Origin of the sequence: Clostridium sp. SY8519, from assembly GCF_000270305.1 — a bacterium.
Lineage (GTDB): Bacteria > Bacillota > Clostridia > Lachnospirales > Lachnospiraceae > SY8519.
This window is the reverse complement of sequence record NC_015737.1, coordinates 603,256-628,538: the sequence shown is the minus strand read 5'-3', so window position 1 is coordinate 628,538 and position 25,283 is coordinate 603,256. Positions and strand designations below refer to the sequence as shown.

Genomic DNA, 25,283 nt, shown 5'->3' with positions numbered 1-25,283 from the left:
ATCAGGGAGGGCGCCGCTGGGCGGCAGCCATGAGTATTGTGTAACAATACAGGAAAAATGTCAAATAAGAGCAGAAAAGGAGAGCTGTTAAGAGCAGGAAAGGAGTGCTGTCTGTGAAGGAAATAAGAAAACTGCTGTGTTACGGAGATTCCAATACGTATGGATTTGATCCGCGGGTGGGCTCGGACTATCGTTATCCGAAGGAGATCCGCTGGACCGGACGGCTGGACGCAATGCCGGACTGGCAGGTGTACAACTGCGGGGAAAACGGAAGAGAAATTCCTCACAGTGCCTGGGAATATGGAAATCTGAACGCCGTGCTTCACCGATATGCGGACGCGGATATTCTGCTCATTATGCTGGGAACGAATGATCTGGCGGATATTGCCGGGGTAACGGCGGAGCAGGTGGCGCAGCGGATGGAGCAGATGTTTGTGATGACGCCTTATCTGAGGCATTTCCGGGAGGAAGGACGCAGAACGGTCCTGGTTTCCCCGGTGCCGCTGACAAAACCGTTTGGAAGCTATGAAGAACGCATTACCCGGGTGTCCGGGGAACTGGGCGGTCAGTACCGGCGGCTGGCCCGGAAACTGGGAATCGAGTTCCTGGATGCCGCCGGATTCGGTATTCCGCTGCTGCATGACGGAGCCCATTTTTCCCCGGAAGGGCATGAACTGTTTTTCCGGGAAATCCTTGCCTATTTCAGTTAGCGCCAGCGCCGGAAATCTTCCCCTTCGATGCCGAAGATATCCAGGATTTTGCCGGCGATATGATTGGTCATATCCTGTATGGTCTCCGGATGGTTGTAATAGGTAAGCATCGGGGGGAGAATAATGGCGCCGGCCTGTGACAGTTCATACAGATTGCGCAGATGAATGGAATGAAAGGGAGCCTCTCTGGCCACAAGCACCAGGGGACGGCGCTCCTTCAGGGTGACATCTGCCGCCCGCAGCAGCAGATTGTCGGAATAGCCGCTGGCAATTCCGGCTGCTGTTTTCATGCTGCAGGGAACAATGATCATTCCTTCTGTCTGGAAGGTTCCGCTGGCAATGGACGCGCCGATGTTCTTGATATCAAAAACCTGGTCTGCCAGTGCCTGAAAGCTTTCCGCCGTGTACTCGGATTCGGTTTCCAGGGTTCGGACGGCGCCTTCCGTCATAACCAGAAGTGAGGTATAGGCCGGATTTTTTTTCAGGTTTTTCAGAACCGCTTCCGCAATGGGGATTCCGCTGGCGCCGCTTACGCCGATTACAATTTTTTTCATAGTTGTTTCTCCTAGTGAACGGTTACAGGGTTCAGAGGTCAAAGCCCACATTTACACCGGGCATGCGGATCGGGACCTGGAGCAGGCAGAAGTCCCGCTGAATGTCTTCCGTATAAAAGGTGGTATCCAGCAGACATTCATCAAAAATATCACCGATGATGGTGTAATGATTTAAATCAATCCATTCTTTCAGGGCATAGATGTCCTTGGTTTCATAGGGCATGCCGTATTTTCCCATACATACATAGAAGCCTTCCGGCATGGTAATCAGGTTTTCTTCCGGAATGCCGTAGGTATTCGTAAAATCCGCCGGAAGATTCACATAGGCACCGGCGCCTTCCAGCGGGTGATCCGTGTCCAGGGACGCGCGAAGAAGCATGGCGCCCCAGCCCATATCGGTAGTCATGCGGAGGTCGTTGATCCGGTTTCGCAGCTTCATATGGGTGATATGCATGGTGGGCCGGTCCATTTTTCCCTTGGGCTCCCACTTGCAGAACAGGATCTGCCGCGCGGGCTTCTGACAGACATAGGGCTGGTAGGCATGCTCGACTTCCCGCTTGGCGCTGCGGTAGTAATCCATTCGTTCTTCCACACTGCGCAGTTTTTCCCTCAGTTCCTCAATATCCTTCTGCAGGTTCACCTTCTGTCCGTGCAGCAGATTGAGAACACTGTCCACACTGCGGTTTTCAAAATTTTCTACAATTTCCTTCAGCGGCAGCCGGTTATCCTTCAGCGCGCAGATTTCCCGCAGAAACGGAATCTGATAGACGGAATAATAGCGATAGCCGTTGGCGTCGATGTAATCCGGCTTGAAAATATTATGCTTGTCATAGTAGATCAGGGTTTGACGGCTGATCCGGCAGATATTTGACATCTCGCTGATGGATAGTCTTGTGTTGTCTTTTTTCATAAATCAGTCACCCCTATACAGTAAAAACGCAGGAATCCCATACGGTTCATGGGTACGGAAACAGTGAAGTACAGGCAGCGTGTGCCGTAATACGGTGTCGGTATGTGTCGGGTTTCAGTATAAACTGTATAGCTGTTATACAGTCAATGCATGGCGGGGGGGGCAATGGTTTCGCCAGGGAAAACAGCGAAAAATTTAAGGAATATAAAGGGGAAGTTTTCAGAATACGAAAATTATACAAATGAATTCTAAAAAATTTGTGAATAATTTATTAAAAATCAGATTGACCTTATATCAGCTATACAGTGAAAAATAAAAGCAGGCTGATTACCAAATGGGTACTGTGCGGGAGTGTACGGGCCTTCTGGTGCGGCCGGGCATATGCTGCAGGGAGGCAGTACGAGTAGAGGACTCCCGTACAGGTATCTGAAGTGATAGATGAAGGAGGTAGCGTCTATGAACGAAGTGCACGATTTACGATCCGCACTGGAACGGATCAAATCTATGCCGGGTGAATATGTGGAAACCGACGTGGAGGTAGATCCGAAGGCAGAGCTTTCCGGTGTGTACCGCCATGTGGGAGCAGGAGGGACGGTGATGCGTCCTACCAGAATCGGTCCGGCAATGATGTTTAACAATGTCAAAGGACATCCGGGTGCCCGCGTGATTATCGGTATGCTGGCCAGCAGAAAACGGGTAGCAGCCCTGCTGGGGACCAGCCCGGAAAAACTCGGATTTTTCCTGCGGGATGCCGTGCAGAACCCGATCGATCCGGTGGCGTTTCAGGGAGAACAGCCGCCCTGCCAGGAAGTGGTGCATCTGGCTTCCGAAGAGGGATTTGATCTCCGGGATCTGATTCCCGCCCCGACCAATACACCGGAAGACGCCGGCCCGTATGTCACCATGGGGCTCTGCTATGCTTCCGATCCGGAAGATCCCTCGGTGTCTGATGTTACGATTCACAGACTCTGCCTGCAGAGCAAAGACGAGATGTCCATGTGGATCACACCGGGAGCCCGTCATATCGGCGCGTTTTATGAAAAAGCGGAGAAACTGGACAAACCGCTGCCGATATCCGTCAGCATCGGCCTGGATCCGGCGGTATATCTGGCAGCCGGGTTTGAACCGCCCACAACACCCATCGGATATAATGAGCTGGCCTGTGCCGGCGCGATCCGCCAGAAACCGGTGGAACTGTGCGACTGCGTCACCATTGGCGAAAAGGCAGTGGCCAATGCGGAGTATGTGATTGAAGGCCTTTTGATGCCCCATGACCGGGTGCCGGAAGACCGCTCCACGGGAACCGGCAAGGCGATGCCGGAATTTCCGGGACAGACCGGACCGGCGCCTATGGTGCCCATCATCAAAGTGCTGTCCGTGACCCATCGGAAAAACCCCATTATGCAGACCACCATCGGACCCTCCGAGGAACATGTGCATATGGCGGGACTGCCGACAGAAGCCAGCATCATCAATATGGTAGAGCGGGCGATGCCGGGCAGACTGATGAATGTATACGCCCATCCCTCCGGAGGCGGAAAGTATATGGCAGTGATCCAGTTCAAGAAGAGCATGCCCAGTGATGAGGGAAGACAGCGGCAGGCTGCCCTGCTGGCATTTTCGGCCTTCAGCGAACTGAAACATGTGATTCTGGTGGATGAGGATGTGGATCCCTTCGATTCCAATGATGTGCTCTGGGCGCTGAACACCAGATATCAGGGAGATATTGATACGGTATTTATTCCGGGGGTTCGGTGTCATCCGCTGGATCATACGCAGGAGCCGGGATATAATCCCATGATTCGGGACAATGGAATTTCCTGCAAGACAATCTTTGACTGTACGATGCCCTTCACACAGAAAAAGCATTTTGAACGCTCCAAGTTCCTGGATGTGGATCCGAGACACTGGGTGCCGGAACTGTTTGATGAGGACTACAACAAAAAATGAGATTGAGTAAATGTTTCGCTGCATCGGCTTTTGGGGAGGAAAGTCGGTGCACGGGACAGATATGGAAATGAGGTAAATGAAATGAAAGCTGAATACAGACAATATATCCATTATTTGATTGCCTTGATTATCGGCGTGGTGATTGCCCTGGTGCTGCATCCCGGAAACGGGCTGACGGCTATCGGCGTCCGTGTCATCGCGATTCTGATTCCTGTGCTGTATCTGTGGCTGACTACAAATACACACTGGACCTGCCTGCTTGCGCTGGCCCTGTTGGTTATGACCGGCGCCATGAAGCCGAATGAAGTATGGGCCGGTTCCATGGGTCATTTCGTAGTTATCACGGTTATTACTTACATGATCCTGAATGTATGCCTGAAAGAAACGGGTGTCATTGACAAGATCGCCATGTGGTTTGTTACCCGGCCGTTTGTACAGGGAAAACCGTATGCGTTTATGACCATGTTCTTCGCGTCAAACGTAATCATCGGCCTCTTTATGGACAACCTGTCCCTGGCAGTTATTTACATCGGTATTGCCGAAGTGCTCTGCAAACACATGGGGCTGAAAAAGGGCGATCCGATGTACACCGTAATCTTTACCGGCGTTATGTGGGGCAATGTGCTGCTTTCCATCTGTTCGCCAATCGCTCACGCGCTGCCGAATATCCTGATGGGTCTGCTGGAAACCCAGTGCCACCTGACCATTACCTACGCCCAGTGGCTTGGTTTTGGTGTGATCTACGCGGCAATTATCTTTGTGGCTATGATGATTATCATCCGTATCTGGAATCCGGATACATCTGCTTTCCAGAACTATGATGTGGAAAAAGTAAAAGCAGAAGCAAAACCCCTTGGCAAAGACGGAAAATTCTCAGCTTTTATCTTTGTCGTGGTTATTTTCTTCGTGCTGGCTCCGTCCATCCTGAAAACAGTACCGTTCTTCAGCACACTGAATACCTGGGGCGTAGTGGTTCCCGCACTGTTGGGCATTGTGGTACTGGCTCTGGTTCGCTTTGACGGAAAGGCAGTCCTGAATGTGCCTGCGGCAATGAAACAGGTTCCGCTTCCTCCGGTTATCTTCGCCGGTACCGTTTCCTGCTTCGCGGTTCCTCTTTCCGCGAAAAACACAGGAATCACCGTATGGCTGGGCAACGTGCTGCGTCCGTCCATCGGACAGCTGCCTACTGCCGCAATCGTTGTCGTGCTGATTGCGCTGGCAATTCTGATGACCAACTTCCTGTCCAATACCGTAACACAGGTGCTGTTCTTTAATATCGGCGCTGTGCTGCTGGCCGGATCCAACTACAGTATCGCGGCGTTCTGCTTAATCATCGGTATCGCGTCCGGTATGGCTACCGTAACACCTTCTGCAGCGGTTCCGTCCCCGTTCTTCTTTGGCCCGGGGCACGTTACCATGAAGACGACCATCAAGCCAAACCTGGCATTCGTGGTTATCTGCTTTGTGGTCTGCGCATTCATCGGTGTTCCGCTGGCAACTGCGATCATCGGATAAGCGACGGCTCTTTTGCAGTGATGTATCAGAAATATGTTTATGTTCAGGAGGTTTCCGCTGGCGGGAACCTCCTTTTTTCATTCATGCGGATCCTGCATGAATGGGGGGGAAGCTGCATGGGAAAAAAGTTGACAGCGATATGTCGTTATAATAAAATGTTCAAAGTAGTACAAAACATTTTATAAATAAACAAAACAAGGAGAAAAATGATGAAAATGAAGGTATTAAGCATTGCGCTTGTTGCTGTAATGGGGGCAGCGATACTTGCGGGGTGCGGAAGCAGCAAAACCGACAGTCAGCAGACCTCTGCAGGATCCGCTGCGGCAGCAGACACATCAGCCTCCGGAGAGTCCGGAGATCAGAAGCAGTCGGCTACGATCAATGTATTTGCGGCAGCCAGCCTGAATAAAGTGCTGGATGAACTGATTGCGGACTATAATAAGACCCAGCCGGATGTAAAGGTACAGGCCAGCTATGACAGCTCAGGCACGCTCCTGACCCAGATTGAAGAAGGGGCTGCCTGTGATGTGTTTTTCTCGGCGGCTCAGAAGCAGATGGATCAGCTGCAGGACAAAGATAAAATGGTAGTAGAAGGCACGCGCCATAACGTGGTAAACAACCAGGTGTGTGTAGTAACGCAGAAAGACAGCAAGACAAAAGTCACCGGGCTTAGGACCCTGAAAGACGCAAAAAGCATTGCACTGGCAGACGGTTCCGTTCCGGTGGGCAAATATACGCGGCAGGCACTGGTAAATGCAGGTATCCTGAAAAAGGCGGATGATGTATCCGCGATTACCACGGAGCAGGTATCCAAAGCCCTGGGCGGTGTGGAAATCAACGAGTGCAAGAATGTAAGCGCCGTTACTTCCGCCGTTGCGGAAGGCTCCAACGAAGTGGGCACGGTATACAAATCCGATACTTACGGTCTGGAAGATAAACTGAAGATTCTGGAAGTGGTGAGCTATGATCTGACCGGCGACGTGATCTATCCGATCGCCCAGGTACAGAACAAAGAAGCGGACGAGGCGGAATCCTCGGCAGCTGCGGACTTTGTGAAATATGTCAGCTCGGACCAGGCAAAGAAAGTATTCCAGAAGTATTACTTTGATACAGACGTAAAAGACTGATTTACAGACGGCAGCAGCAGACAGGCCGTGCATCAAGGTGTGCGGCTTGTCTGCTGCTGCCCGGAAAGGACAGAATCAATGAACAGTTTGCATGAGATTCTGGCAGGGCTTGACTGGAGCCCTTTGTTTATTTCATTGAAAACCGGTGTGGTGGCAACCGTTGTTTCCTTTTTTCTTGGCATATTCGCAGCCGGGAAAATTGTGCATGCCGGACCGAAAGTCCGGGCGGTGGCGGATGGCGTACTGACGCTTCCCATGGTGCTGCCGCCGACTGTGGCAGGCTTTTTCCTCCTGCTGCTGTTCAGCCTGCGCAGGCCGCTGGGATCCTTTTTATATGCCGAACTGAATATTAAAGTGGTGCAGACCTGGCTGGGATGTATTCTGGCGGCAGCCGTGATTGCCTTTCCGCTGATGTACCGCAATGCCAGGGCCGCCTTTGAACAGCTGGATACGAACCTGATTTACGCAGGCAGAACCCTCGGCATGTCAGAGGCGCAGATTTTCTGGCGGGTGGCGGTACCAAACGCAGGCCCCGGGATTATCTCCGGCACGATTCTCACGTTTGCCCGGGCACTGGGAGAATACGGCGCCACATCCATGCTGGCCGGCAATATTCCCCATAAGACGGCGACGATTTCCCAGCGGATCGCCATGGTGATTCAGGACGGGGATTATCTCACGGCGGGAATCTGGGTGATCATTATTCTGATCATAGCCTTTGGCATTATTGTGGCCATGAATCTGATTGCAGGAAAGAACATGAAGAATATTGAACGTTGGTAGACCTATGGCAGTTGAAGTTGATATCAGAAAAAAAATAGGAAATTTCCATCTGGATGTCTGTTTTCGGGCGGAAAATGAGATTTTTGCCCTGCTGGGGGCCTCGGGCTGCGGAAAAAGCATGACGTTAAAATGTATTGCGGGAATTGAACGGCCGGATGAAGGCAGGATTGCGGTGGACGGCCGGGTGCTCTTTGATTCGGAGAAAAAAATCAATCTGATTCCCCAGAAGCGTCACACCGGATATATGTTTCAGGATTATGCGCTTTTTCCGAATATGACCGTCGAGAAGAACATCATGGCAGGGATGGGGAGGCATCCTTCCATGGAAGTGGTCCGTGACTATATGGCCAGATTTCAGCTGCAGGGACTGGAAAACCATCTGCCCAGGCAGCTGTCCGGCGGACAGAAACAGCGGGTGGCGCTGGCCAGGATGATGGCCTCGGATCCGGATGTGCTGCTGCTGGATGAGCCGCTGTCTGCCCTGGATACGTATCTGAAGTGGCAGGTGGAGGAGGAGCTGATGGAGCTTCTGGCGGAGGTGAAAAAGCCTGTTCTGTTTGTCTCCCACAGTCGGGATGAGGTCTATCATCTCTGTGACCGGGTCTGTGTGCTGGATCAGGGTCATATGGAAACCGTACAGGAAAAAATGGATTTCTTTGACAATCCGCAGACAGTAGTGGCGGCCCGCCTGTCAGGGTGCCGCAATATTACCAAAGCAGAAAGAAAATCCGAACACTGCCTGTATGCCAAAGGATGGGGCATGGAATTTCGTCTCACCCAGAAGGTGCCCGAAGATCTGAAATATGTGGGAATCCGTGCCCACTATGTGGAAGTGATGGAAGAAGCGCGGAATCAGCCGAATTACGGAACTATGAAGGTGGACCGGCTGATCGAGCAGCAGTTTGAGTCGGAGCTGATCCTGGACTGCCAGGACGGGACGCCGGCGCGGATGCGTCTGCTGATGGATAAAAAAAAGGCAGCCGAACTGGCTGCCAGGGAATATCTGCATATTCATATTCCGGAACATGCGCTGATGATGCTGCGGGGGTAAACATACCCCGCAGTATTTTTTGTGTACACAGCGGACGGCCGGAGGTGTCAGCTGCCGGCAGGCGATGCCTTGCTGCAGTCCTCCGGCGTGTCTGCCGGAAGGGTGCGGGAACCGCGGAGAAGATCTTCCGGCAGCCGGTCCTGCCATTCGCTTTCGCTCAGGATATAGCGGGTGGACGGCCGGCAGTCCCGGCGGTTCGGAAGCGTAAACACTGCGCTTCCCCCGGCCCGGGTGAGTCGGCGGGATACTTCGCTGTCCGGATCGCTGATGTTGCCGATGGACAGTGCTTCTCCCGCACAGGCAGTGACACAGGGAGGGACTTCGCCTTTTTGCACGGCCTGCATGCAGAGGGTACACTTGTCTACCCGGGGCTTGTCCTGGCTGGTATTCATGGCGTGATACGGGCAGGCTTTTGTGCACTCCAGGCAGCCGATACAGGTAAAGGGGTCGAAACGTATGATTCCGTCCTCCGGGTCTTTTGTGAGGGAGGCGGAGGGGCATACATAGACACAGGCCGGATTGGCGCATTGCTGGCACATCACCGGAAGAAAATACCGTTCCTGCGATGCGCCGTCGGAATCCGGCAGTACCTGGCAGACGTGGATGCGTGAGGCATCCAGCAGGGAAGAACCTTCCATTTCACAGGCGGTTTCACACTGCATACAGCCGATGCAGCGGTCCAGTTCCACAACAAAAGCGTATTGTTTCATGGCAAACGGTGACTCCTTTTCTGTCGCTTCGCCCGGCGCGGGCGGAAACGGTGCTACTGTTCTCTGCTGCGGATAAAATGGCCGGATTTTCCGCCGTCTTTTTCCAGCAGAAGGATATCTTTGATGACCATGCCCCGGTCCACTGCCTTGCACATGTCATAGATGGTCAGCAGGGCAACGGCTGTCGCGTGCAGTGCCTCCATTTCGATGCCTGTTTTTCCTGTGGTCTTTACGGATGCCACGGCCTCGATTTCCGAGCATTCGGGATGCAGTTCAAAATGGATATCCACACCGGTGATCAGCAGCGGGTGGCACATGGGTATGGCGTCGAACGTCTTTTTGGCAGCCATGATACCGGCTACCTGGGCCACTGCCAGCACATCGCCTTTTTTGATTTTGCCGTCTGTAATGAGACGGAATGTCTCCGGCTGCATGGAAATGCGTCCGGACGCCACCCCGATGCGCCGGGTGTCTGCCTTGGCGGATACATCCACCATACGGGCGCGTCCCTGTTCGTTCATATGTGTTAATTCCATGGAATTCTACCTCCGGTCTGTATTAATAGATGGCTTCCCAGTCGGACGGAAACCGTTCGGTGCCGATCAGCATGCCGTCGGTAATGCGGGAATGGGCATCCGGAATCGTATAACCCATCCGGTTTAAATCATCCTCGATATACTGGATCAGTTTGTGATTCTTTGGGATGGATTTGTAGGTGCCCGGCGGCAGGACACCGTGTTTGTCGTGTTCGCTGTAAAAGGCGATGTTTTCGGTGTCCGGATCGTGCCAGATACGGTAGTAGCCGATGAGGCTGCCGTTGTTTCTGACTTCGAAGCGCATGATTTTAAATACGCTGTATTTCTCGATTTCTTCCCAGTGGAAGGTAACGGGTTTTAATTCTGACATAACAGTCTCCTTGTTGCGGCAAAGCGGTGTCGGCGGTTATTTGCCGAATCCGCAGTTTGGAAAAGTGCATACGGCGCAGTTTAGGCACAGACCGCCTTCTCCCATGGAGGCAATATCTTCTGCCGAGATGGGATCGTCGGCCATGATGCGTGGAAGAACCAGGTCAAATACGGTGCGTTTCGCGTACATAACGCAGCCGGGGAGTCCGAGAATCGGAACCGTGCGGTCCGCCGCCCGGTAATACGCGACGCAGAGCATGGCACCGGGGAGAACCGGCGCGCCGTATGTAATCACTTCGGCGCCGGTGGCCTGGATAGCGCCCGGCGTGCAGTCGTCCGGATCCACGCTCATGCCGCCGGTGCAGATCACGCAGTCCGCGCCGTCGCTGATCTGCTGCAGGATGGCTTCGCGGATGCCCTCTTTGTCATCGTCCACATAGATCTGGCGGATGACTTCTGTGGGGAATTCCGCCACTTTGTCGCGGATCACGGGGCCGAAGGTGTCTTTGATCCTCCCCTTGAACACTTCACTGCCGGTGGTGACGATGCCGATTTTTTTGTGGCGGAAAGGGAGCACCTGAAACAGGGGAGTGCTGCCGGCTGTCCGGCGGGCACGTTCCATTTTTTCCTTTTCAATGACGAGAGGGATGATGCGTGTGCCGGCCAGTTTGTCCCCCTTTCTGACAGGAAAATCGCCGTGGATGGACGCGATCATCATTTCTCCCAGCCGGTTGACTGCCAGGAGATGTTCCCGGTCGATTTTCAGCAGACCGTCCATGTCGGCGATCAGTTCGATTTTTCCCTCTTTTACCTCGGAGCCGTGCATGTTTGCGCCGGCGCAGATTTCATAGAGAATCTGCGCGGCTTCATTTTCGTGGAGCATGGAGTCGTCGTTTTCCCAGACATAAAGGTGCTCTTTGCCTACGGAAAGCAGAACAGGGATATCTTCTTCGCGGACGATGTGCCCTTTGCGGAACACGGCGTCTTTGGTCACACCACGGATAATCTGGGTAATATCCTGGCACAGAACCTGTCCTACTGCGTCTTCTGTTTTGATCAGTTTCATAATAGTCTTCTCCTAGTTGTATGATAGCGGCAGAAAGGTCTGCCTGTTTCGTTTGCTTTCTGTTCAGTCTCGGCGGGCGCATTCACTGTCCAGCCCCAGCAGAATCTCCAGTCCGTGCTTCAGCGACGGGAGGATATAATCCAGCGCCTCCTGTACGGCCTTCGGACTGCCGGGAAGATTGACAATCAGGGTATTGCCCCGCAGGCCGGCTACGGCGCGGGAAAGCATAGCCCTGGGGGTGATGGAAAGTGAATAATGAAGGATCGCGCCGGGGATGCCCGGGGCTTCCCGTTCGATTACCATGCGTGTGGCTTCCGGCGTCACGTCCCGTTTGGAAAATCCGGTGCCTCCGGTTGTTAGAATCAGTGAAATTCCCGCATCGCACATGGCGATCATTTCATCTGCAAGCATCTGCCGGTCATCCGGCAGGATTACCCTGCGGGCCACTTCGTAGCCGGACTCTTCCAGTATGGAAACAATGCGGGCGCCGCTGAGGTCTTCCCGCTGCCCGGCGTAGCCTTTGTCGCTGGCTGTGATTACTCCTGCTTTTATCATGATGGATATTGTCCTTTCCGATCGTTGCAATCGATGGTATTATTTTATCATCTGTTAAGAGGTTTGTTCATCAGAATTTGAGAGTGGTTAATCAGGTATCGGAATAAGTATACAACATCTTCGGGTTATGCGCGATAGGAATGGTGTCCGGCAGAATATGGATAAATCTGCAGAGGGAATTTATCTATAATAGGAGCATGTGTTATAATTACGCTGCGAGGGGTGCAGAGACGGCAACAGACATACAGAAGGGGAAGGCATTATGAAGGATCAGTACGGGCGTGAAATCGAATATATGAGAATCTCAGTGACGGACCGCTGCAACCTGCGGTGCAGATACTGCATGCCGGAGGGCGGGATTTCGACCATTCCGATGGAAGAACTGCTGTCCTATGAAGAGATCGAAACCGTCTGCCGGATCGCGGCGGATATGGGGATCCGCAAAATCCGGCTCACCGGCGGGGAGCCTCTGGTGCGGCTGGAAGTGGCGAAGCTGGTCCGTATGCTTCGGCAGATTGACGGAATTGACAGTGTGACCATGACGACCAACGGCATCCTGCTGAAGCAGCATCTGGATGAACTGCTGGAGGCTGGGCTTAGCGGAGTAAACATCAGCCTGGACACCCTGGATCCGGAACGGTTCCGGAACATTACGGGAGTGGACGCGCTGGATCAGGTGCTGGACAGCATCCATGCCTGTCTGGACCGGGGGCTGCAGACGAAGGTGAACACCGTGCTGATTCCGGATGATTTCTTCGCTCCCAGAGAAGCGTTCTGCAAAGCCGGGGAATGTCCGGAAAGAGACAGGGGCGCGGAGACGGCCGCGGAAAACTGGTGGTCCATGCTGGAGCTGGCCCGGACACTTCCGGTGGACCTGCGCTTTATTGAACTGATGCCCATCGGGGAAGGCAGGCAGTATTACCAGATCAGCGGAGCGGATGCGCTGCAGATGCTGAAAGACCGGTATCCGGAGCTTCGGGAGGATCATACCGTGCATGGCAGCGGACCCGCCGTGTATTATAAAATCCCCGGATTTGCGGGCACGGTGGGTATGATCCAGGCGCTGCACGGCAAGTTCTGCGCAGGCTGCAACCGCATCCGCATGAGTGCCACCGGAAAGATCAAACCCTGTCTGTGCTATGCGGACACGTTTGATTTGAAGCCGGCGCTGCGCCGCCGGGAAAAGGAAGAAGTCCGGCGGATCCTGTCGGAGGCGATTTACCGGAAGCCGTCCTCCCACTGTTTTGAGGAACCGGATGAAATTTCGGAAGACAAACGGATGGTATCCATCGGCGGATAACTGCAGGTAAAAAGAAAACAAACAAGAGAAGGAGCAGTACTATGGGAGTAATCAGAGGAATTTGCACAAGTGACCGCAAAGGAATCCAGAAAACAGAAGTAGGGGAAGCGACACTGATTGAAGACTGGGGCATCGAGGGAGACGCCCATGCCGGCAAATGGCACCGGCAGATCAGCCTGCTGGGCCTGGGGGAAATCGAGGCATTCCGCGCCCGGGGCGCAGAAGTGGAATTTGGCGCCTTCGGTGAAAACCTGATCGTGGAAGGCTACCATATGAAGGAGCTTCCGGTAGGAACCCGTTTTCGCATCGGCGAGGATGTGCTGCTGGAAATGACACAGATCGGCAAGGAATGTCACAGCCACTGCGAAATCTATAAAGTCATGGGAGACTGCATTATGCCCCGGGAAGGCGTATTTGCCAAAGTCTTAAAAGGCGGAAAAATCAAAGTAGGGGATTCCATCGAAAAGGTGGACTGAAAAAGCATGGGACAGAACAGTCCCGGAAGAATCAGTAAAACAGACAGCGTCCCTGTCCGAAGCCTTCGGCTGCAGAGCCGGGCCGGACAGGGGCGCTGTCTGTTATCAGAAATCTTTTTTGACATGCAGGCTGGAATATTTTTTGGCGAAACTGAACAGGTCGTTTAACAGGGTGGACTTGTTTTTGGACTTGCGCACCAGCTGCATCGGCAGGTATTTCTGGGGGACATCCTCTTCGATCGGGATAAACCGCAGGTTCAGGTTGGAAGTGACTTCCGCTTCTTCGAAAACCAGGGAGATGCCTTCTCCCATTTCCAGGTTAAAGAGAAATTCATCAAAATCCTCAAATTCCGCGGAAATCTTCGGGTAAAAACCATAGGCGGCGCAGATATTGATCAGATAATCATCCGCCGGCAGAATATCCGTCGGTTTATACCGCAGGAATACGCTGTCCTTGAAGTCGGCCAGTGAGACATCCTTTTTATAGAAAAAGGGGTTCTTTTTATGCAGGACGATTCCCACCCGGGAGTAAAACAGGGTGAGTTTTTCGATCTTTTCGGCTTTTTTCACATCGTGGTCCGCGATGAGAATCGCGTCATAGTAGTCGTTCATCAGACCTTCCACCAGCTGTTTCTGGTTGACCCGTTCCTTGGTGATCTTGATTTCCGGCCGGCTCTCGTGAAAGCCGAAGAGGAGCTGGGATAAGTAACTGTTGGCCTTGATGTGGGTCTGACAGCCGAGGCTGATGCATCCGGCGTATTTTTTCACGGAATTGCGCGCCTGCTCCATGGCCACGTTCCATTTCGGGAGCAGCTCTTCCAGAGTCTCTACCAGCATCTCCCCCTGGCGGGTGAGCTTTACGCCCTTGGTGTTGCGGTCAAAGAGAACCAGACCCCACTCTTCTTCCAGTGAGGCGATCTGGCGGCTGATGTTGGACTGAGAGATAAACAGGCTCTTCGCGGCTTTGGTAAAACTTAAACTGTGTGCTACTTCGATAAAACATTTCAATTGTAAATCTGTCATAAGTAATCCTCTGTATTCTCTGCTGAATGAAATACTGAGGGTCTGGTATCACAGCAGGCAGGGCGGCAGAAACTGCGGCCGGTGCTGAAAAACAGATGAATTACTTGTTCTTTGTCTTGCATTGTACCGAAGGAACCGCCCGGATGTCAAGGAGATCGCGGCGAAAACAGCGGGTGATATGGAGGAAATACACAAGAAAACAGAGAATAAACAGAAGTAATTGGAGAAATAGAACAAGAGAGAATCAGATATCTTATAAGAAATACATAAAATATTTAGAGAAAATTCCCGATATTTTTATATTTGCCTTGACTGTATAGCGGCCATACACCTTACAGTTAAACCCGAGTAGAGGGTTGTATCAAGCGAAATGGTAGCTGAAAAACAGGTGAAAGTGTTTTTTTAAGGAGGGTTTTTTCATGGCTCTTGTCATTGCGATTGTGTACTTTGCTGTGCTGATTATCGCGGCCAGCCTGTACTCAAGAAAGAAAATTACGTCTGCGGAAGATTTCTCCAATGCGGGCGGCGGCCTCGGTTGGGTAATGGTTACGTTTTCCTTTGTCCTGGCTCCATTGGGATCCGGTCACACCATGTCTCTCTGGGAGAAGGCGGCCGGCGGCGGCGGTTTTACTTCATTAATTGAAGCGGTGACCCATCAGCAGTATACCGGTATCGGCGCCGGAGCGATGTGGTGGGCGATTGGTGCCGGTGCAGTGTTCCTACCGATTGCGATGCTGTGGATCGGGCCACTGTATAAAAAAATCGGCGCGCCGACAGCGCCGGGCGCGTTGTCTGAGATATACGGAAAGGAAATGGGATGGTTCCATGCGGCTTTCCAGACGATGACCTGGACCGGAATCGGATGTTCCGAATTGGTGGCAACGGGAACAGCGATCTTTACACTCTGCAACGCCAGCGGAATTCCGCTGAATATCTATCAATCCATTATTCTGGGATTTGTACTCATTGTATTTTATGTATTTTTCGGCGGCATGTTGCAGATGGCATGGCTTAACTGCATTAACGCAGTGGTTATGATAGCGGCATCTTACAGCGCGATCGCCATCATTGCGGTAAATTATCTGGGCACCACCATCGGCGGATGGACGGGTGTGTTTGAAACATACAAGGCAGCTCAGCTGGAGCAGAATCTGACACAGTTCGGTACTCTGGGAATCCCGGGCGTATGGCTGGGAGTGATTATTCCGGTTATTGTCCTTCATACCACTGCCGGCGCGGTATCTCAGACCATGATGCAGCCCTTCTTTGCGGCAAAGGATGAACATGCCTGCCGGAAGGGCGTATTCCTGGGATGCTCCTTTAATATCATGTCGTCCCTGCCCTGGATTTTTCTCGGAATTGCGGCTATGGCAATTCCGGCTATTTCAAAAGTGGTGGGACCCAACGGTCTGGAAGCGGTACCTACCATCGCCCAGGCAGGCCTGCCGGTACCGGCCATCGGTCTTTTAATGGTGGCACTGCTGGCGGCAACTCTGTCCACCGGCGGCGGCGTCGTACTGGCGAACTCAAATGTCATTGCCAATGATATTATCATCGGATGCTGCATGCCAAACGCGGAACCAAAGAAAAAACTCCGCATCAACAAGCTCTGCATTATCATCGCAGCCGGACTTCTGCTCCCGGGAGCACTTATTATGGCCCATGAGTTTGTGTTTAATCTGTTCCTGTGGGTATTCTCCTTCGGTATGCCGGTATTTATTGTGCTGGTAGCGGGCTACAATTTCAAAGTAAGCAAAAAAGCGGCATGGGCGACCATTATTGTATCCTACGCAGTGGACTGCATCTGGACCTTCTGCCCGATGGGAAAGATTATCCCAGGCGTATGGAGCATGAATATGTATGCCACTATGATAGTATCTCTGGTATGCGGTATTGTGTTCCATCTCATCTTCAAGGGTGAGCCTGCATGGAAGAAGACCCATGCGGACCGCATCGCGGCAAATATCGCTCCGAAGGCAGAAGTATAAAAGGAGGCAGGATTATGTGGATTTTACAGGATATTGTAACACAGTATGTAATCGGAATTGTTCTGTGCGCGATTATTACGATTATCTGGAAACTGACGCACAAAGGCGAAAAACTGTAAGGAGGAGTACGGATTATGGCAATTACAATTGTCTCGGTTTATCTTCTGTGTGTAGCATTTGTACTTCTGATTATCTGCTTTGTCGGCGGAAAGAAGAATCAGATCGAAGATAAGAAATAAAAAAGCATGAGCGAGCCGCGGCTCCGGATCTGTCCGGGTGCCGCGGCTCATTCTGTCTGATACGGAAACTGGGGCAGCGGGAATGGGGCGAAACGGCCCGGTGTGCAAAATCACCAGAGTCATTTTCCGCCCACAGGGAAAATCATTGTACATTCTGCATAAAAACAATGAGAGTGCAGTGGGCAGACAGATAAAAACGAACAGAACGGGCAGAAGAAAACAGGAAAAATAAAAAAAAGTGCTTGAGTGTGTTGTTAGACTACACTTTATAATTCAGGTATGTGAGAGGCGGGGATGTCTCTCTCAAAGTCTGCGCAGTTTCTGACGGGCGAAGGCCTTTCCCTCTACTCAGGGCACAGAGCGCGGAGGAGGCACAGCAGGCAGGATGGTCATGAATCACTAGTAAAAAGGAGGTTTAGCCATGAAAGGCGAAATTCGTTTGACAAACTCCAGTACCGGAGGTCCGGTGTTCGTTTATGTGAAAGATGGAAAGATCGTTCGTATCACACCCATGGACTTCGACGAGACAGATCCGGAAGGCTGGACAATCAAAGCACGTGGCAGAGAATTCAAGGCGCCGCGCTATACAACGATTGCACCGTTTACCGCAGGTCAGAAATCCATGATCTACTCGGATCGCCGGATTCTGTATCCGATGAAACGTGTGGATTTCGATCCGGACGGGGAAAGAAATATTCAGAACCGTGGTATTTCCGGCTATGAGAGAATCAGCTGGGATGAGGCGACAGATATCGTTGTAAAGGAAATCAACAGAATTAAGAGAGAGAGTGGTCCGGCATCCATCATGTCCACGCCTTCCTCTCATCATTTATGGGGAAATGTAGGCTACCGTCATTCCACCTACTTCCGTTTTATGAACCTGATGGGATTCACCTATGCGGATCACAACCCGGACAGCTGGGAAGGATGGCACTGGGGCGGCATGCATATGTGGGGCTTCTCCTGGAGACTCGGATGTCCGGAGCAGTATGATCTGCTGGAGGACGGCCTGAAATACGCGGAGATGATCGTGTTCTGGTCCTCGGATCCGGAAGTAAACAGCGGAATCTACGCAGCCTATGAATCACACATCAGACGCCGTTGGCTGGATGAGCTGGGCGTAAAGATGGTCTTCATTGACCCGTTCTTCAACCATTCCGCCAATATGTGGGGAATGAAATGGTTCTCACCGAAAGTCGGCACCGACCATGCTATCTCCTTTGCGATTGCATACACCTGGCTGACCGAAGGCACATATGACAAAGAATATGTAAAGACCCACGCGTACGGATTTGAAGAGTGGGCAGAATATGTACTGGGCAACGGCGAAGACGGCATTCCGAAGACCTGCGAATGGGCAGAGAAGGAATCCGGTGTTCCTGCCTGCGAAATTCGCGCGCTTGCCCGTGAATGGGCAAAGAAAAACACCTACCTTGCAGCCGGCGGTATGGGCGGCTGGGGCGGAGCCTGCCGTGCGACTCACGGAATTGAGTGGACACGCGGCATGATCGCCCTCGCAACCATGCAGGGTCTTGGCAAACCGGGTTCCAACATCTGGTCCACCACACAGGGCGTTCCTACGGATTATGAATTCTACTTCCCGGGTTATGCAGAAGGTGGCATTTCCGGTGACTGCGCAAACTCCGCGGCCGGTTTCAAGTTTGCCTGGAGAATGTTTGACGGCAAGACCACATTCCCGGCTCCGGTTAAGGTAAACTGGGAAGCAGGCCAGCATATTCCGCGTCTGAAGATTCCGGAGTGCATCATGAACGGCAAGTTTGAGTGGTATGGCAAGGGCTTCTGCGGACCCACCATTGAGGCGCAGATGCATCCGTACCAGTATCCGGCTCCCGGCTACGGCAAGATCAAGATGTACTGGAAATACGGCGGACCGCATATCGGAACCATGACAGGCACAAACCGTTACGCGAAGATGTACACATCGGAAAGCCTGGAGTTCGTGGTATCTCAGTCCATCTGGTTCGAGGGAGAGGTTCCCTTCGCGGATGTGATCCTTCCGGCCTGCACCAACTATGAGAGATGGGATATTTCCGAGTTTGCCAACTGCTCCGGTTATATTCCGGACAACTTCCAGATGGCCAATAACCGTGTCATCTCCCTGCAGGCAAAATGTATCGAACCCCTGGGAGAATCCAAGTCGGATTACGAAATTTACGCATTGATGGCCAAGAAACTGGGAATTTACGATATCTTTACCGAAGGCAAAGATGAACTGGCATGGGTAGAGCAGTACTACAACGCAACCGACTGCCCGAAAGTAATGCCATGGGAAGAATTCTTCAAGAAGGGCTATCTGGTTGTTCCGGACAATCCGAACAGAAAGAAAACACCTGCGCTCCGCTGGTTTGCAGAGGACCGTGTGCGTGATACACCTGACTGGGGTCCGGCTCCGAACCAGACCGTAGGCCTGAAGGGGCTGCAGACGACCACCGGCAAGGTGGAATTCATCTCAACTTCACTGAAACGTTTCGAGGAACAGGGATTTGTGGACGAGTACCGTCCGTCCATGCATAAATATGTGCCGGCATGGGAAAGCTGGCATGCGGAAGTGGCTAAGAAATACCCTCTGGGTATGCTTTCCCCTCATCCCAGATTTTCCATGCATACCATGGGTGACGCAAAAGACTCCTTCATGCTGGATATCAAGGATCACCGCGTGCTGGTAGACGGCTGGTATTACTGGATCATCCGTATGAATACAGTAGACGCCGAGGCCCGCGGCATCAAGGACGGCGACCTGGTACGCGCCTTCAACGACAGAGGTTCTGTCATCCTCTGCGCCCAGGTGGGAGAACGTGTCCAGCCGGGTACGGTTCATTCCTATGAGTCCAGCGCAGAGTATGCTCCTCTTGGCAAACCAGGCTGCTCGGCTGACCGGGGCGGCTGCGTCAATATCCTTACACCGGACCGCTACATGTCCAAATATGCATGCGGTATGGCACCGAACAGTGCTCAGGTAGAAGTAGAAAAATGGGATGGAGGTATTTACGAGATTTACTAAGTCTCGCGGATACGGCCTGAAAGGAGAATCGAGATGAAACAGTGGTATTTAGTGATAGATGTCAGATGGTGTCATGACTGCAACAACTGCTTTATGGGTTGCAAAGATGAACACGTGGGAAATGAGTGGCCCGGATATACCAACGCGCAGCCCCGCCACGGCCATCGCTGGATGAACATTCAGCGGAGAGAGCGCGGCAAATACGCGCGGAATGATTACAGCTATCTGCCGATGCCATGTCAGCACTGTGAAAACGCGCCCTGTATCGCGGCAGGCAACGGTGCGGTGACACGCCGGGAAGACGGTATTGTGATGATCGATATGGAGAAGGCAAAAGGCAACAAGGCCCTGGTAGATTCCTGTCCGTACGGCGCGATTTATTACAATGAAGACGCGGATGTACCGCAGAAATGCACCATGTGCGCACATCTGCTGGATGATCCGGACTGGATTCCTGGAATCCCGCGCTGCGCGCACAACTGTCCGACCAAAGCGCTGAAGGCGTTTAACCTGGAGCCGGATGAGATGCAGGCGATGATCGAGGCAGAAGGCCTGGAAGTTTACCGGCCGGAACTGGGCACCAAGCCCCATGTATATTACAAGAACCTGTACCGGTTTACCAAGAACTTCGCCGCAGGCGGAATTCTCGTGGACGGAGACTGCTTTGAAAATGCGGTCTGCGAACTGAAACAGGACGATAAGGTTCTGGAAGTACAGAAGACGAATTTCTTCGGAGATTTCAAGTTCGACGGCCTGGATGACGGCAAATATGTCATCAGCATCAATGCGGACGGAAGAAAGAAGGATCTGGAATTCGAAATCGCAGGGGAGTCCCTGAATCTGGAATACACAGAAATGAATTAATTCCTTGCGGAAATAAGCGGAAGGGGCTGTCGGGAAATAGACGGCTAAAAACGGGATCCGTCCAGACTCGAAATGAGTTTGGTCGGATCCTTTTCTGTTCATATGATCTGGCTCATAAACCTTGCGTGCCGAATGTATGACATCACCAGAGGATGGATCCCGCAAGGCTGATATCCCAAGTTCTCCCCGAACTGATCATATTGACTCTGGCAAACAGCCACCGCGAAAGCGGCTGTCAGGGCTGGCGTCCGCAGATAGGACTGACATCTTTGAAATAAAAGAAAAAAGATGGCCGTTTCTGACCACCTTTCTCCCGTTACATTGTATAATGTAACTATGCTAAAAAAACATCATTATTATAACGATTTTTTCGAAAAAGGGCAACTGAAGATTAACTTCAGCTTATATCAGATCGGCATACCCGCCGACGACCCCGTCTATACCCTTAAAAAAGTGATGGAGGATCTTGATTATTCCGGTCTGCTCGGCCGTTATTCTGCCAAGGGAAGAACCGGGTATAATCCGATCATGATGTTTGCTGTCGTCACCTACGCGAACATGCGGGGCATACGTTCCGTGGACCGGATCGTTGAACTCTGTGAACGGGATGTCGCTTTCATCTGGCTGACAAAAGGCGAGAAGCCGAAACGTGATGCCTTTTACGACTTCATCGGAAAGAAGCTGACGGGTGATATCCTGGATGATCTGCATTATCAGTTCATCCTGCGCCTGCATAAGGAAGGCCTGATCAGCCTGGATACCCTGTTCCTGGACGGGACAAAGCTGGAGGCGAATGCCAACCGGTATACGTTCGTCTGGAGGGGGAGTATCAATTACCATCTGGCCGGCCTGCTCGATACGATTGATATGCTCTATGCAAGGTACAATACGCTGCTGGATCAGGAAGGATATAAGGAAAAGTACGGATTAGACAATGTAAAGATGTTTGCCATCGAAGGGATGGGCAAAGTCCGTGAAGTCATTGAAAAGAACAGGAAGAGAAAGCTCACAAAACACAAAAAGCTTCCCAACAATACACGGATCCGGATCAGCAACTGCTCCCCGCTGGAGATGCTGACGCTCCAGAAGAACTTAAAGCAGATCGCAGACGGTGAGGACATCATCTTTGCCAATGGAAAAGGGAAACGCAGGACGGAGCTCCAGAAGCTATACGAGGAACTGGAAGACTGCGGAAGGCGTTTGATGAAATACAAGGAATGCTTTGAGATCATGGGTGATGACAGGAACAGCTATTCCAAGACAGACCTGGAAGCAACATTCATGCGGATGAAAGAAGACCACATGCTCAACGGCCAGTTAAAGCCGGCATATAATGTACAGATCGCAGTGGAAAACTACTTCATTATCCACAGTTATGTCAGTAACGACCGGACAGACTATGATACTTTGATCCCGGTGGCGGAAAAACACAAAGCAGCCTTTGGGAGATATCCAGAAGAGTTCACTGCGGACAGCGGATACTGCAGCGAAAAGAACCTCCTGTATCTGAAAGAAAACGGGATCACCAGCTACATCAAGCTGCAGGAACACGAGAAGATGAAAACACGCGCATATAAAAACGACATCGGCAGGCATTACAACATGGAGAAATGCGCAGATGATGAGGGGGTTTACTACCGCTGCCATGACGGCCGCAGCCTCCGGCATATCCGGACAGAGAGACATAAACGGGACGGTTATACACAAACCATGGAAGTGTACGGATGTGCGGACTGCAGCGGATGCGCGCATAAAGGAAGATGCCTGTATAAATATGATGCCGGTCAGGATGCTGACAAAAACAAGATGATGAAGATCAATGAGTCCTGGGAGGAGCTGAAAGCAGAGAGCCACAGGAACATCCAGAGTGATCACGGCATCTATAACCGTCAGGTCCGATCGATCCAGACGGAAGGCCATTTTGGCGACATTAAGGAAAACGAGGGATTCCGCCGGTTCAACTACCGATCATCCAAAAAAGTGTATAAGGAATTCATGCTGTTTGTGATCGGACGGAACATCAATAAATACCACAGGTTCCAGACAGGGCAGCTGAAGGAATTCGAGCCAAAAACAGAGAGTTCTGCAGCGTAAAAGAAAAGCCCCCGCAAAAAGAAGGATTATGGGGATAGTCTGCGCCAAAATCCGGATGATATCAAAGAAAGAGGATCCCTGCTATAATGCAGCTTCTTAAGAAGTGCTGAATATATCAGGGATCCTGTCTGTTTCAGTGATAAGGGGCTGAAATCGGTATTATCCGATAACCCCTTTTTTAAAAAGAATACCAATGGAATACAAAGGGTTGACCGATTTCCGCATAAATGGTAGCTTAAATAGAATAACACCATACAGAGTCCTCCGTTAAAATGAATCTGACTGATGGATTCCCCGTCTGCCGGCGTATCACAGGCGAGGATCCGGTCACAGGGGATGGCGGCCGGACAGGAATCCGTACCACACAGCAGGAAGAACGGAGGATAAGATTCATGAAAAAAGTCGTAATTTTTAACGGCAGTCCGCGGTTTGACGGAAATACTGCCACAATCTGCAATATGATTGAGCGCGGCGCAAAAGAACACAATGCGCAGGTAAACAGTTATACCCTGTTTAAACTGAAAATGTCCGCCTGTCAGGGCTGCTTCGGCTGCCGGATCAACGACGGGAAGTGTTCTCTGAACGATGAGCTGACAAAGGCCATCGAGCAGGTCAAGGAAGCGGACGCGGTTGTGATCGGATCCCCGATTTATTTTATGCAGATTAATGGCATGGTAAAAAATCTGTATGACCGGATGTTTCCGCTGCTGGGCAATGACGGCCGGCCCCGCTGCGGGGAGAAGCAGATTGTAACCGTGTACACACAGGAAATGGATGATCCGCATATGCATGACTCCTATTTTGATTTCCTGGCGGGGACAATGTTTCCGGGGTTCGGATTTGTCAACGAAAAGCGGATCGTATGCACCAATGCCAACAATCCGCAGTCAGCCGATGATAACAGAGAGCTGATGCAGCAGGCTTACAATGTGGGCCGTGAGATCGCAAATGCCTGACGGCAGCCTGCGGATACACAAAAACACATGGGAAAGAGATCGTATAATGACAAAAGAAGATATGATCTATGAGCAGATCAAGCAGGACATTCTGAATAATGAATTTCCGGCAGGCACTGTTCTGGTAGAGAGAAAACTGACAGAAAGATATCAGGTAAGCCGGTCGCCGGTGCGCTATGCGCTGCGGCTTCTGGTAAAGGACGGACTTCTGACCGGGGAACCGGGCAAGGGCATCATGGTGCCGGTCTATACGCTGGAAGATATACTGGAAGTCTATGATCTGCTGGAAGTGCTGCAGATTTACGCGATCCAGATGTCCCTGAAGAATTATGACGAAGCGATTGACGAGGAAATGAGCAGAATCCTTGAGGAAACGCGGAAAAACACTTCAGAAGACAGGCTGGATGTGCGGATGCAGTGGGATATCCGCTTTCATGACTGTATCATTCACAATGTGCACAACCGGCGGCTGAATTCCATATTTGAAACACTGGTCAATCAGAAACGAAGGTTTGACATCACTTCCTTTCACGATGTGGAGCATGGAAAAAAGACCAATGACCAGCACGAGCAGATCTTTGCGGCTCTGAAAGCCAGGGATATGGAGGGGGCCATTGCCGCGGTCCGCGCCCATGAAGCATACATCAAACAGTATTATATTGAGAAGCTGATTACAGGAAGGTACAACATATAACCCATGACCCAGAAGGAAACACAGCTGTTTGCGCAGGAATACGATGTGGGGGAACCGGTGATTTTCGCCCTGTACCGGCAGCAGCAGGAAGAACGCGTCACGGTGTCCCTGAAGTACAGGTTCCCTTCCCAGGGACCGGAAGAGATCACCTGCAGAAAGATCTTTTATCCCCTGCGGGCAGAGGATTACGAAAGCCCGTATTTAAGCTGGTATAATCTGATCTGCTGCAGCAACAATTACGGACCGGTTCCGGTGGTTCCGTATATGAACCGCGCAGTGCAGAAGGGACGCAAGGTGGCGGCCACGATTTACCCGGCATCTGCCCAGGAATATATGAGTATTCTTGCAGAAGTGGAGCAGAAGCCGGACCGGTATTACTGCTATCCCTATCATCCGCAGGAATACCGCTATCTGCTGTATTTAAGCCGGACCGGCACCCTGAGGGATTATTTCGACCTGGACCGCCTGCTGCAGATCTACAGCGACTGCGGGATTGCGCTGGACCGGGGACAGATGGAAGAATATTTTTCCAGGGAACTGAACTGGTTCGGCAGGGAAGAATGTCCGATTCCCATCCATTTCTGCACCGGCAGTGAGGAATTTGCCACGGTGGGGCTGCTGTTCGGCTATCCGGTGGCCAGTACGGTGGCGTTAATTGCGCGCACAATGGATCTCTGCGAGGAAAATCGACAGGAAAGAACGGAAGAGATTTCAAAAAGTTAAGAAAGATTTTATAAACAGGTTACTTTCAAGTAACTATATGAAAAATACAAAACTATGGGGTAATCATA

General features: G+C 51.7%; 23 protein-coding genes. 15 read left to right on the top strand and 8 right to left on the bottom strand.

What is annotated here, in order from left to right:
• Positions 1-113: 113 nt before the first annotated feature.
• Positions 114-710: a GDSL-type esterase/lipase family protein gene (locus CXIVA_RS02965; RefSeq protein ID WP_013976541.1), complete on the top strand. Its 597-nt coding sequence runs from the start codon at positions 114-116 to the stop codon at positions 708-710.
• On the opposite strand, the gene CXIVA_RS02960 is transcribed toward CXIVA_RS02965, so the two are convergent.
• Together CXIVA_RS02960 and CXIVA_RS02955 are read right to left on the bottom strand one after the other, a co-directional pair.
• On the bottom strand, positions 707-1,264 hold the full coding sequence (locus CXIVA_RS02960) for a UbiX family flavin prenyltransferase (RefSeq protein ID WP_013976540.1): 558 nt from the start codon (positions 1,262-1,264) through the stop codon (positions 707-709). The two genes, CXIVA_RS02965 and CXIVA_RS02960, sit on opposite strands and share 4 nt — an antisense overlap.
• A 31-nt stretch (positions 1,265-1,295) precedes the next feature.
• Positions 1,296-2,174: a MerR family transcriptional regulator gene (locus CXIVA_RS02955; RefSeq protein ID WP_013976539.1), complete on the bottom strand. Its 879-nt coding sequence runs from the start codon at positions 2,172-2,174 to the stop codon at positions 1,296-1,298.
• Between the two features lie 456 nt (positions 2,175-2,630).
• Between CXIVA_RS02955 and CXIVA_RS02950 the strand changes: the two genes are divergently transcribed.
• The 5 genes from CXIVA_RS02950 to CXIVA_RS02930 all read left to right on the top strand — a co-directional run bounded on the left by CXIVA_RS02950 (position 2,631) and on the right by CXIVA_RS02930 (position 8,600).
• Positions 2,631-4,124 (top strand): UbiD family decarboxylase, encoded by a 1,494-nt coding sequence (locus tag CXIVA_RS02950; RefSeq protein WP_013976538.1) that lies wholly within the window; start codon positions 2,631-2,633, stop codon positions 4,122-4,124.
• An 81-nt stretch (positions 4,125-4,205) separates the two neighbouring features.
• Complete coding sequence (locus tag CXIVA_RS02945) at positions 4,206-5,639, top strand: SLC13 family permease (protein WP_013976537.1); 1,434 nt, start codon at positions 4,206-4,208, stop codon at positions 5,637-5,639.
• Positions 5,640-5,845: 206 nt separating this feature from the next.
• Complete coding sequence (gene modA, locus CXIVA_RS02940; RefSeq protein ID WP_347475637.1) at positions 5,846-6,766, top strand: molybdate ABC transporter substrate-binding protein; 921 nt, start codon at positions 5,846-5,848, stop codon at positions 6,764-6,766.
• 78 nt (positions 6,767-6,844) lie between these two features.
• On the top strand, positions 6,845-7,549 hold the full coding sequence (gene modB, locus CXIVA_RS02935) for a molybdate ABC transporter permease subunit (protein ID WP_013976535.1): 705 nt from the start codon (positions 6,845-6,847) through the stop codon (positions 7,547-7,549).
• A 4-nt stretch (positions 7,550-7,553) separates the two neighbouring features.
• Positions 7,554-8,600 carry an ATP-binding cassette domain-containing protein gene (locus tag CXIVA_RS02930; protein WP_013976534.1) on the top strand — a complete coding sequence of 349 codons (1,047 nt, stop codon included), beginning with the start codon at positions 7,554-7,556 and terminating at the stop codon, positions 8,598-8,600.
• 47 nt (positions 8,601-8,647) lie between these two features.
• On the opposite strand, the gene CXIVA_RS02925 is transcribed toward CXIVA_RS02930, so the two are convergent.
• The 5 genes from CXIVA_RS02925 to CXIVA_RS02905 form a co-directional block, all read right to left on the bottom strand.
• Entirely contained in the window at positions 8,648-9,310 is a 663-nt protein-coding gene (locus CXIVA_RS02925) for a 4Fe-4S dicluster domain-containing protein (protein WP_013976533.1), read from the bottom strand.
• A gap of 53 nt (positions 9,311-9,363) precedes the next feature.
• Positions 9,364-9,846, bottom strand: coding sequence for a cyclic pyranopterin monophosphate synthase MoaC (gene moaC, locus CXIVA_RS02920; RefSeq protein WP_013976532.1), 483 nt, complete (start codon positions 9,844-9,846; stop codon positions 9,364-9,366).
• 22 nt (positions 9,847-9,868) lie between these two features.
• Positions 9,869-10,216 carry a hypothetical protein gene (locus CXIVA_RS02915; RefSeq protein WP_013976531.1) on the bottom strand — a complete coding sequence of 116 codons (348 nt, stop codon included), beginning with the start codon at positions 10,214-10,216 and terminating at the stop codon, positions 9,869-9,871.
• A 36-nt stretch (positions 10,217-10,252) separates the two neighbouring features.
• Entirely contained in the window at positions 10,253-11,281 is a 1,029-nt protein-coding gene (locus CXIVA_RS02910) for a molybdopterin-binding protein (protein WP_013976530.1), read from the bottom strand.
• Positions 11,282-11,344: 63 nt separating this feature from the next.
• Entirely contained in the window at positions 11,345-11,836 is a 492-nt protein-coding gene (locus CXIVA_RS02905) for a MogA/MoaB family molybdenum cofactor biosynthesis protein (protein ID WP_013976529.1), read from the bottom strand.
• Between the two features lie 262 nt (positions 11,837-12,098).
• Between CXIVA_RS02905 and moaA the strand changes: the two genes are divergently transcribed.
• Complete coding sequence (gene moaA, locus CXIVA_RS02900; RefSeq protein ID WP_013976528.1) at positions 12,099-13,136, top strand: GTP 3',8-cyclase MoaA; 1,038 nt, start codon at positions 12,099-12,101, stop codon at positions 13,134-13,136.
• 41 nt (positions 13,137-13,177) lie between these two features.
• Entirely contained in the window at positions 13,178-13,612 is a 435-nt protein-coding gene (locus tag CXIVA_RS02895; protein ID WP_013976527.1) for an MOSC domain-containing protein, read from the top strand.
• Between the two features lie 105 nt (positions 13,613-13,717).
• On the opposite strand, the gene CXIVA_RS13280 is transcribed toward CXIVA_RS02895, so the two are convergent.
• Entirely contained in the window at positions 13,718-14,635 is a 918-nt protein-coding gene (locus CXIVA_RS13280; protein ID WP_013976526.1) for a LysR family transcriptional regulator, read from the bottom strand.
• 419 nt (positions 14,636-15,054) lie between these two features.
• On the opposite strand from CXIVA_RS13280, the gene CXIVA_RS02885 reads away from it, so the two are divergent.
• From CXIVA_RS02885 to CXIVA_RS02855, 7 genes are all read left to right on the top strand, one after another.
• Positions 15,055-16,623, top strand: a complete 1,569-nt coding sequence (locus tag CXIVA_RS02885) for a sodium:solute symporter family protein (protein WP_013976525.1) — start codon at positions 15,055-15,057, stop codon at positions 16,621-16,623.
• A 660-nt stretch (positions 16,624-17,283) separates the two neighbouring features.
• Positions 17,284-19,884 carry a molybdopterin-dependent oxidoreductase gene (locus CXIVA_RS02880; protein ID WP_013976523.1) on the top strand — a complete coding sequence of 867 codons (2,601 nt, stop codon included), beginning with the start codon at positions 17,284-17,286 and terminating at the stop codon, positions 19,882-19,884.
• 33 nt (positions 19,885-19,917) lie between these two features.
• The gene (locus CXIVA_RS02875; RefSeq protein WP_013976522.1) at positions 19,918-20,748 is read left to right on the top strand and encodes a 4Fe-4S dicluster domain-containing protein; all 831 of its coding nucleotides are present in this window, start codon (positions 19,918-19,920) and stop codon (positions 20,746-20,748) included.
• Between the two features lie 336 nt (positions 20,749-21,084).
• Positions 21,085-22,842 carry an IS1182 family transposase gene (locus CXIVA_RS02870; RefSeq protein ID WP_347475636.1) on the top strand — a complete coding sequence of 586 codons (1,758 nt, stop codon included), beginning with the start codon at positions 21,085-21,087 and terminating at the stop codon, positions 22,840-22,842.
• 392 nt (positions 22,843-23,234) lie between these two features.
• Positions 23,235-23,798 (top strand): flavodoxin family protein, encoded by a 564-nt coding sequence (locus CXIVA_RS02865; protein WP_013976520.1) that lies wholly within the window; start codon positions 23,235-23,237, stop codon positions 23,796-23,798.
• Positions 23,799-23,844: 46 nt separating this feature from the next.
• Positions 23,845-24,492: a GntR family transcriptional regulator gene (locus tag CXIVA_RS02860; RefSeq protein WP_013976519.1), complete on the top strand. Its 648-nt coding sequence runs from the start codon at positions 23,845-23,847 to the stop codon at positions 24,490-24,492.
• Positions 24,493-24,495: 3 nt separating this feature from the next.
• Positions 24,496-25,215: a hypothetical protein gene (locus CXIVA_RS02855; RefSeq protein WP_013976518.1), complete on the top strand. Its 720-nt coding sequence runs from the start codon at positions 24,496-24,498 to the stop codon at positions 25,213-25,215.
• The last annotated feature ends 68 nt before the right edge of the window (positions 25,216-25,283 follow it).

Coding starts and splice junctions, on each gene's coding strand:
- CXIVA_RS02960 (WP_013976540.1), bottom strand. CDS start 1,264: ATGAAAAAAATTGTAATCGGCGTAAGCGGCGCCAGCGGAATCCCCATT.
- CXIVA_RS02955 (WP_013976539.1), bottom strand. CDS start 2,174: ATGAAAAAAGACAACACAAGACTATCCATCAGCGAGATGTCAAATATC.
- CXIVA_RS02950 (WP_013976538.1), top strand. CDS start 2,631: ATGAACGAAGTGCACGATTTACGATCCGCACTGGAACGGATCAAATCT.
- CXIVA_RS02945 (WP_013976537.1), top strand. CDS start 4,206: ATGAAAGCTGAATACAGACAATATATCCATTATTTGATTGCCTTGATT.
- modA (WP_347475637.1), top strand. CDS start 5,846: ATGATGAAAATGAAGGTATTAAGCATTGCGCTTGTTGCTGTAATGGGG.
- modB (WP_013976535.1), top strand. CDS start 6,845: ATGAACAGTTTGCATGAGATTCTGGCAGGGCTTGACTGGAGCCCTTTG.
- CXIVA_RS02930 (WP_013976534.1), top strand. CDS start 7,554: ATGGCAGTTGAAGTTGATATCAGAAAAAAAATAGGAAATTTCCATCTG.
- CXIVA_RS02925 (WP_013976533.1), bottom strand. CDS start 9,310: ATGAAACAATACGCTTTTGTTGTGGAACTGGACCGCTGCATCGGCTGT.
- moaC (WP_013976532.1), bottom strand. CDS start 9,846: ATGGAATTAACACATATGAACGAACAGGGACGCGCCCGTATGGTGGAT.
- CXIVA_RS02915 (WP_013976531.1), bottom strand. CDS start 10,216: ATGTCAGAATTAAAACCCGTTACCTTCCACTGGGAAGAAATCGAGAAA.
- CXIVA_RS02910 (WP_013976530.1), bottom strand. CDS start 11,281: ATGAAACTGATCAAAACAGAAGACGCAGTAGGACAGGTTCTGTGCCAG.
- CXIVA_RS02905 (WP_013976529.1), bottom strand. CDS start 11,836: ATGATAAAAGCAGGAGTAATCACAGCCAGCGACAAAGGCTACGCCGGG.
- moaA (WP_013976528.1), top strand. CDS start 12,099: ATGAAGGATCAGTACGGGCGTGAAATCGAATATATGAGAATCTCAGTG.
- CXIVA_RS02895 (WP_013976527.1), top strand. CDS start 13,178: ATGGGAGTAATCAGAGGAATTTGCACAAGTGACCGCAAAGGAATCCAG.
- CXIVA_RS13280 (WP_013976526.1), bottom strand. CDS start 14,635: ATGACAGATTTACAATTGAAATGTTTTATCGAAGTAGCACACAGTTTA.
- CXIVA_RS02885 (WP_013976525.1), top strand. CDS start 15,055: ATGGCTCTTGTCATTGCGATTGTGTACTTTGCTGTGCTGATTATCGCG.
- CXIVA_RS02880 (WP_013976523.1), top strand. CDS start 17,284: ATGAAAGGCGAAATTCGTTTGACAAACTCCAGTACCGGAGGTCCGGTG.
- CXIVA_RS02875 (WP_013976522.1), top strand. CDS start 19,918: ATGAAACAGTGGTATTTAGTGATAGATGTCAGATGGTGTCATGACTGC.
- CXIVA_RS02870 (WP_347475636.1), top strand. CDS start 21,085: ATGCTAAAAAAACATCATTATTATAACGATTTTTTCGAAAAAGGGCAA.
- CXIVA_RS02865 (WP_013976520.1), top strand. CDS start 23,235: ATGAAAAAAGTCGTAATTTTTAACGGCAGTCCGCGGTTTGACGGAAAT.
- CXIVA_RS02860 (WP_013976519.1), top strand. CDS start 23,845: ATGACAAAAGAAGATATGATCTATGAGCAGATCAAGCAGGACATTCTG.
- CXIVA_RS02855 (WP_013976518.1), top strand. CDS start 24,496: ATGACCCAGAAGGAAACACAGCTGTTTGCGCAGGAATACGATGTGGGG.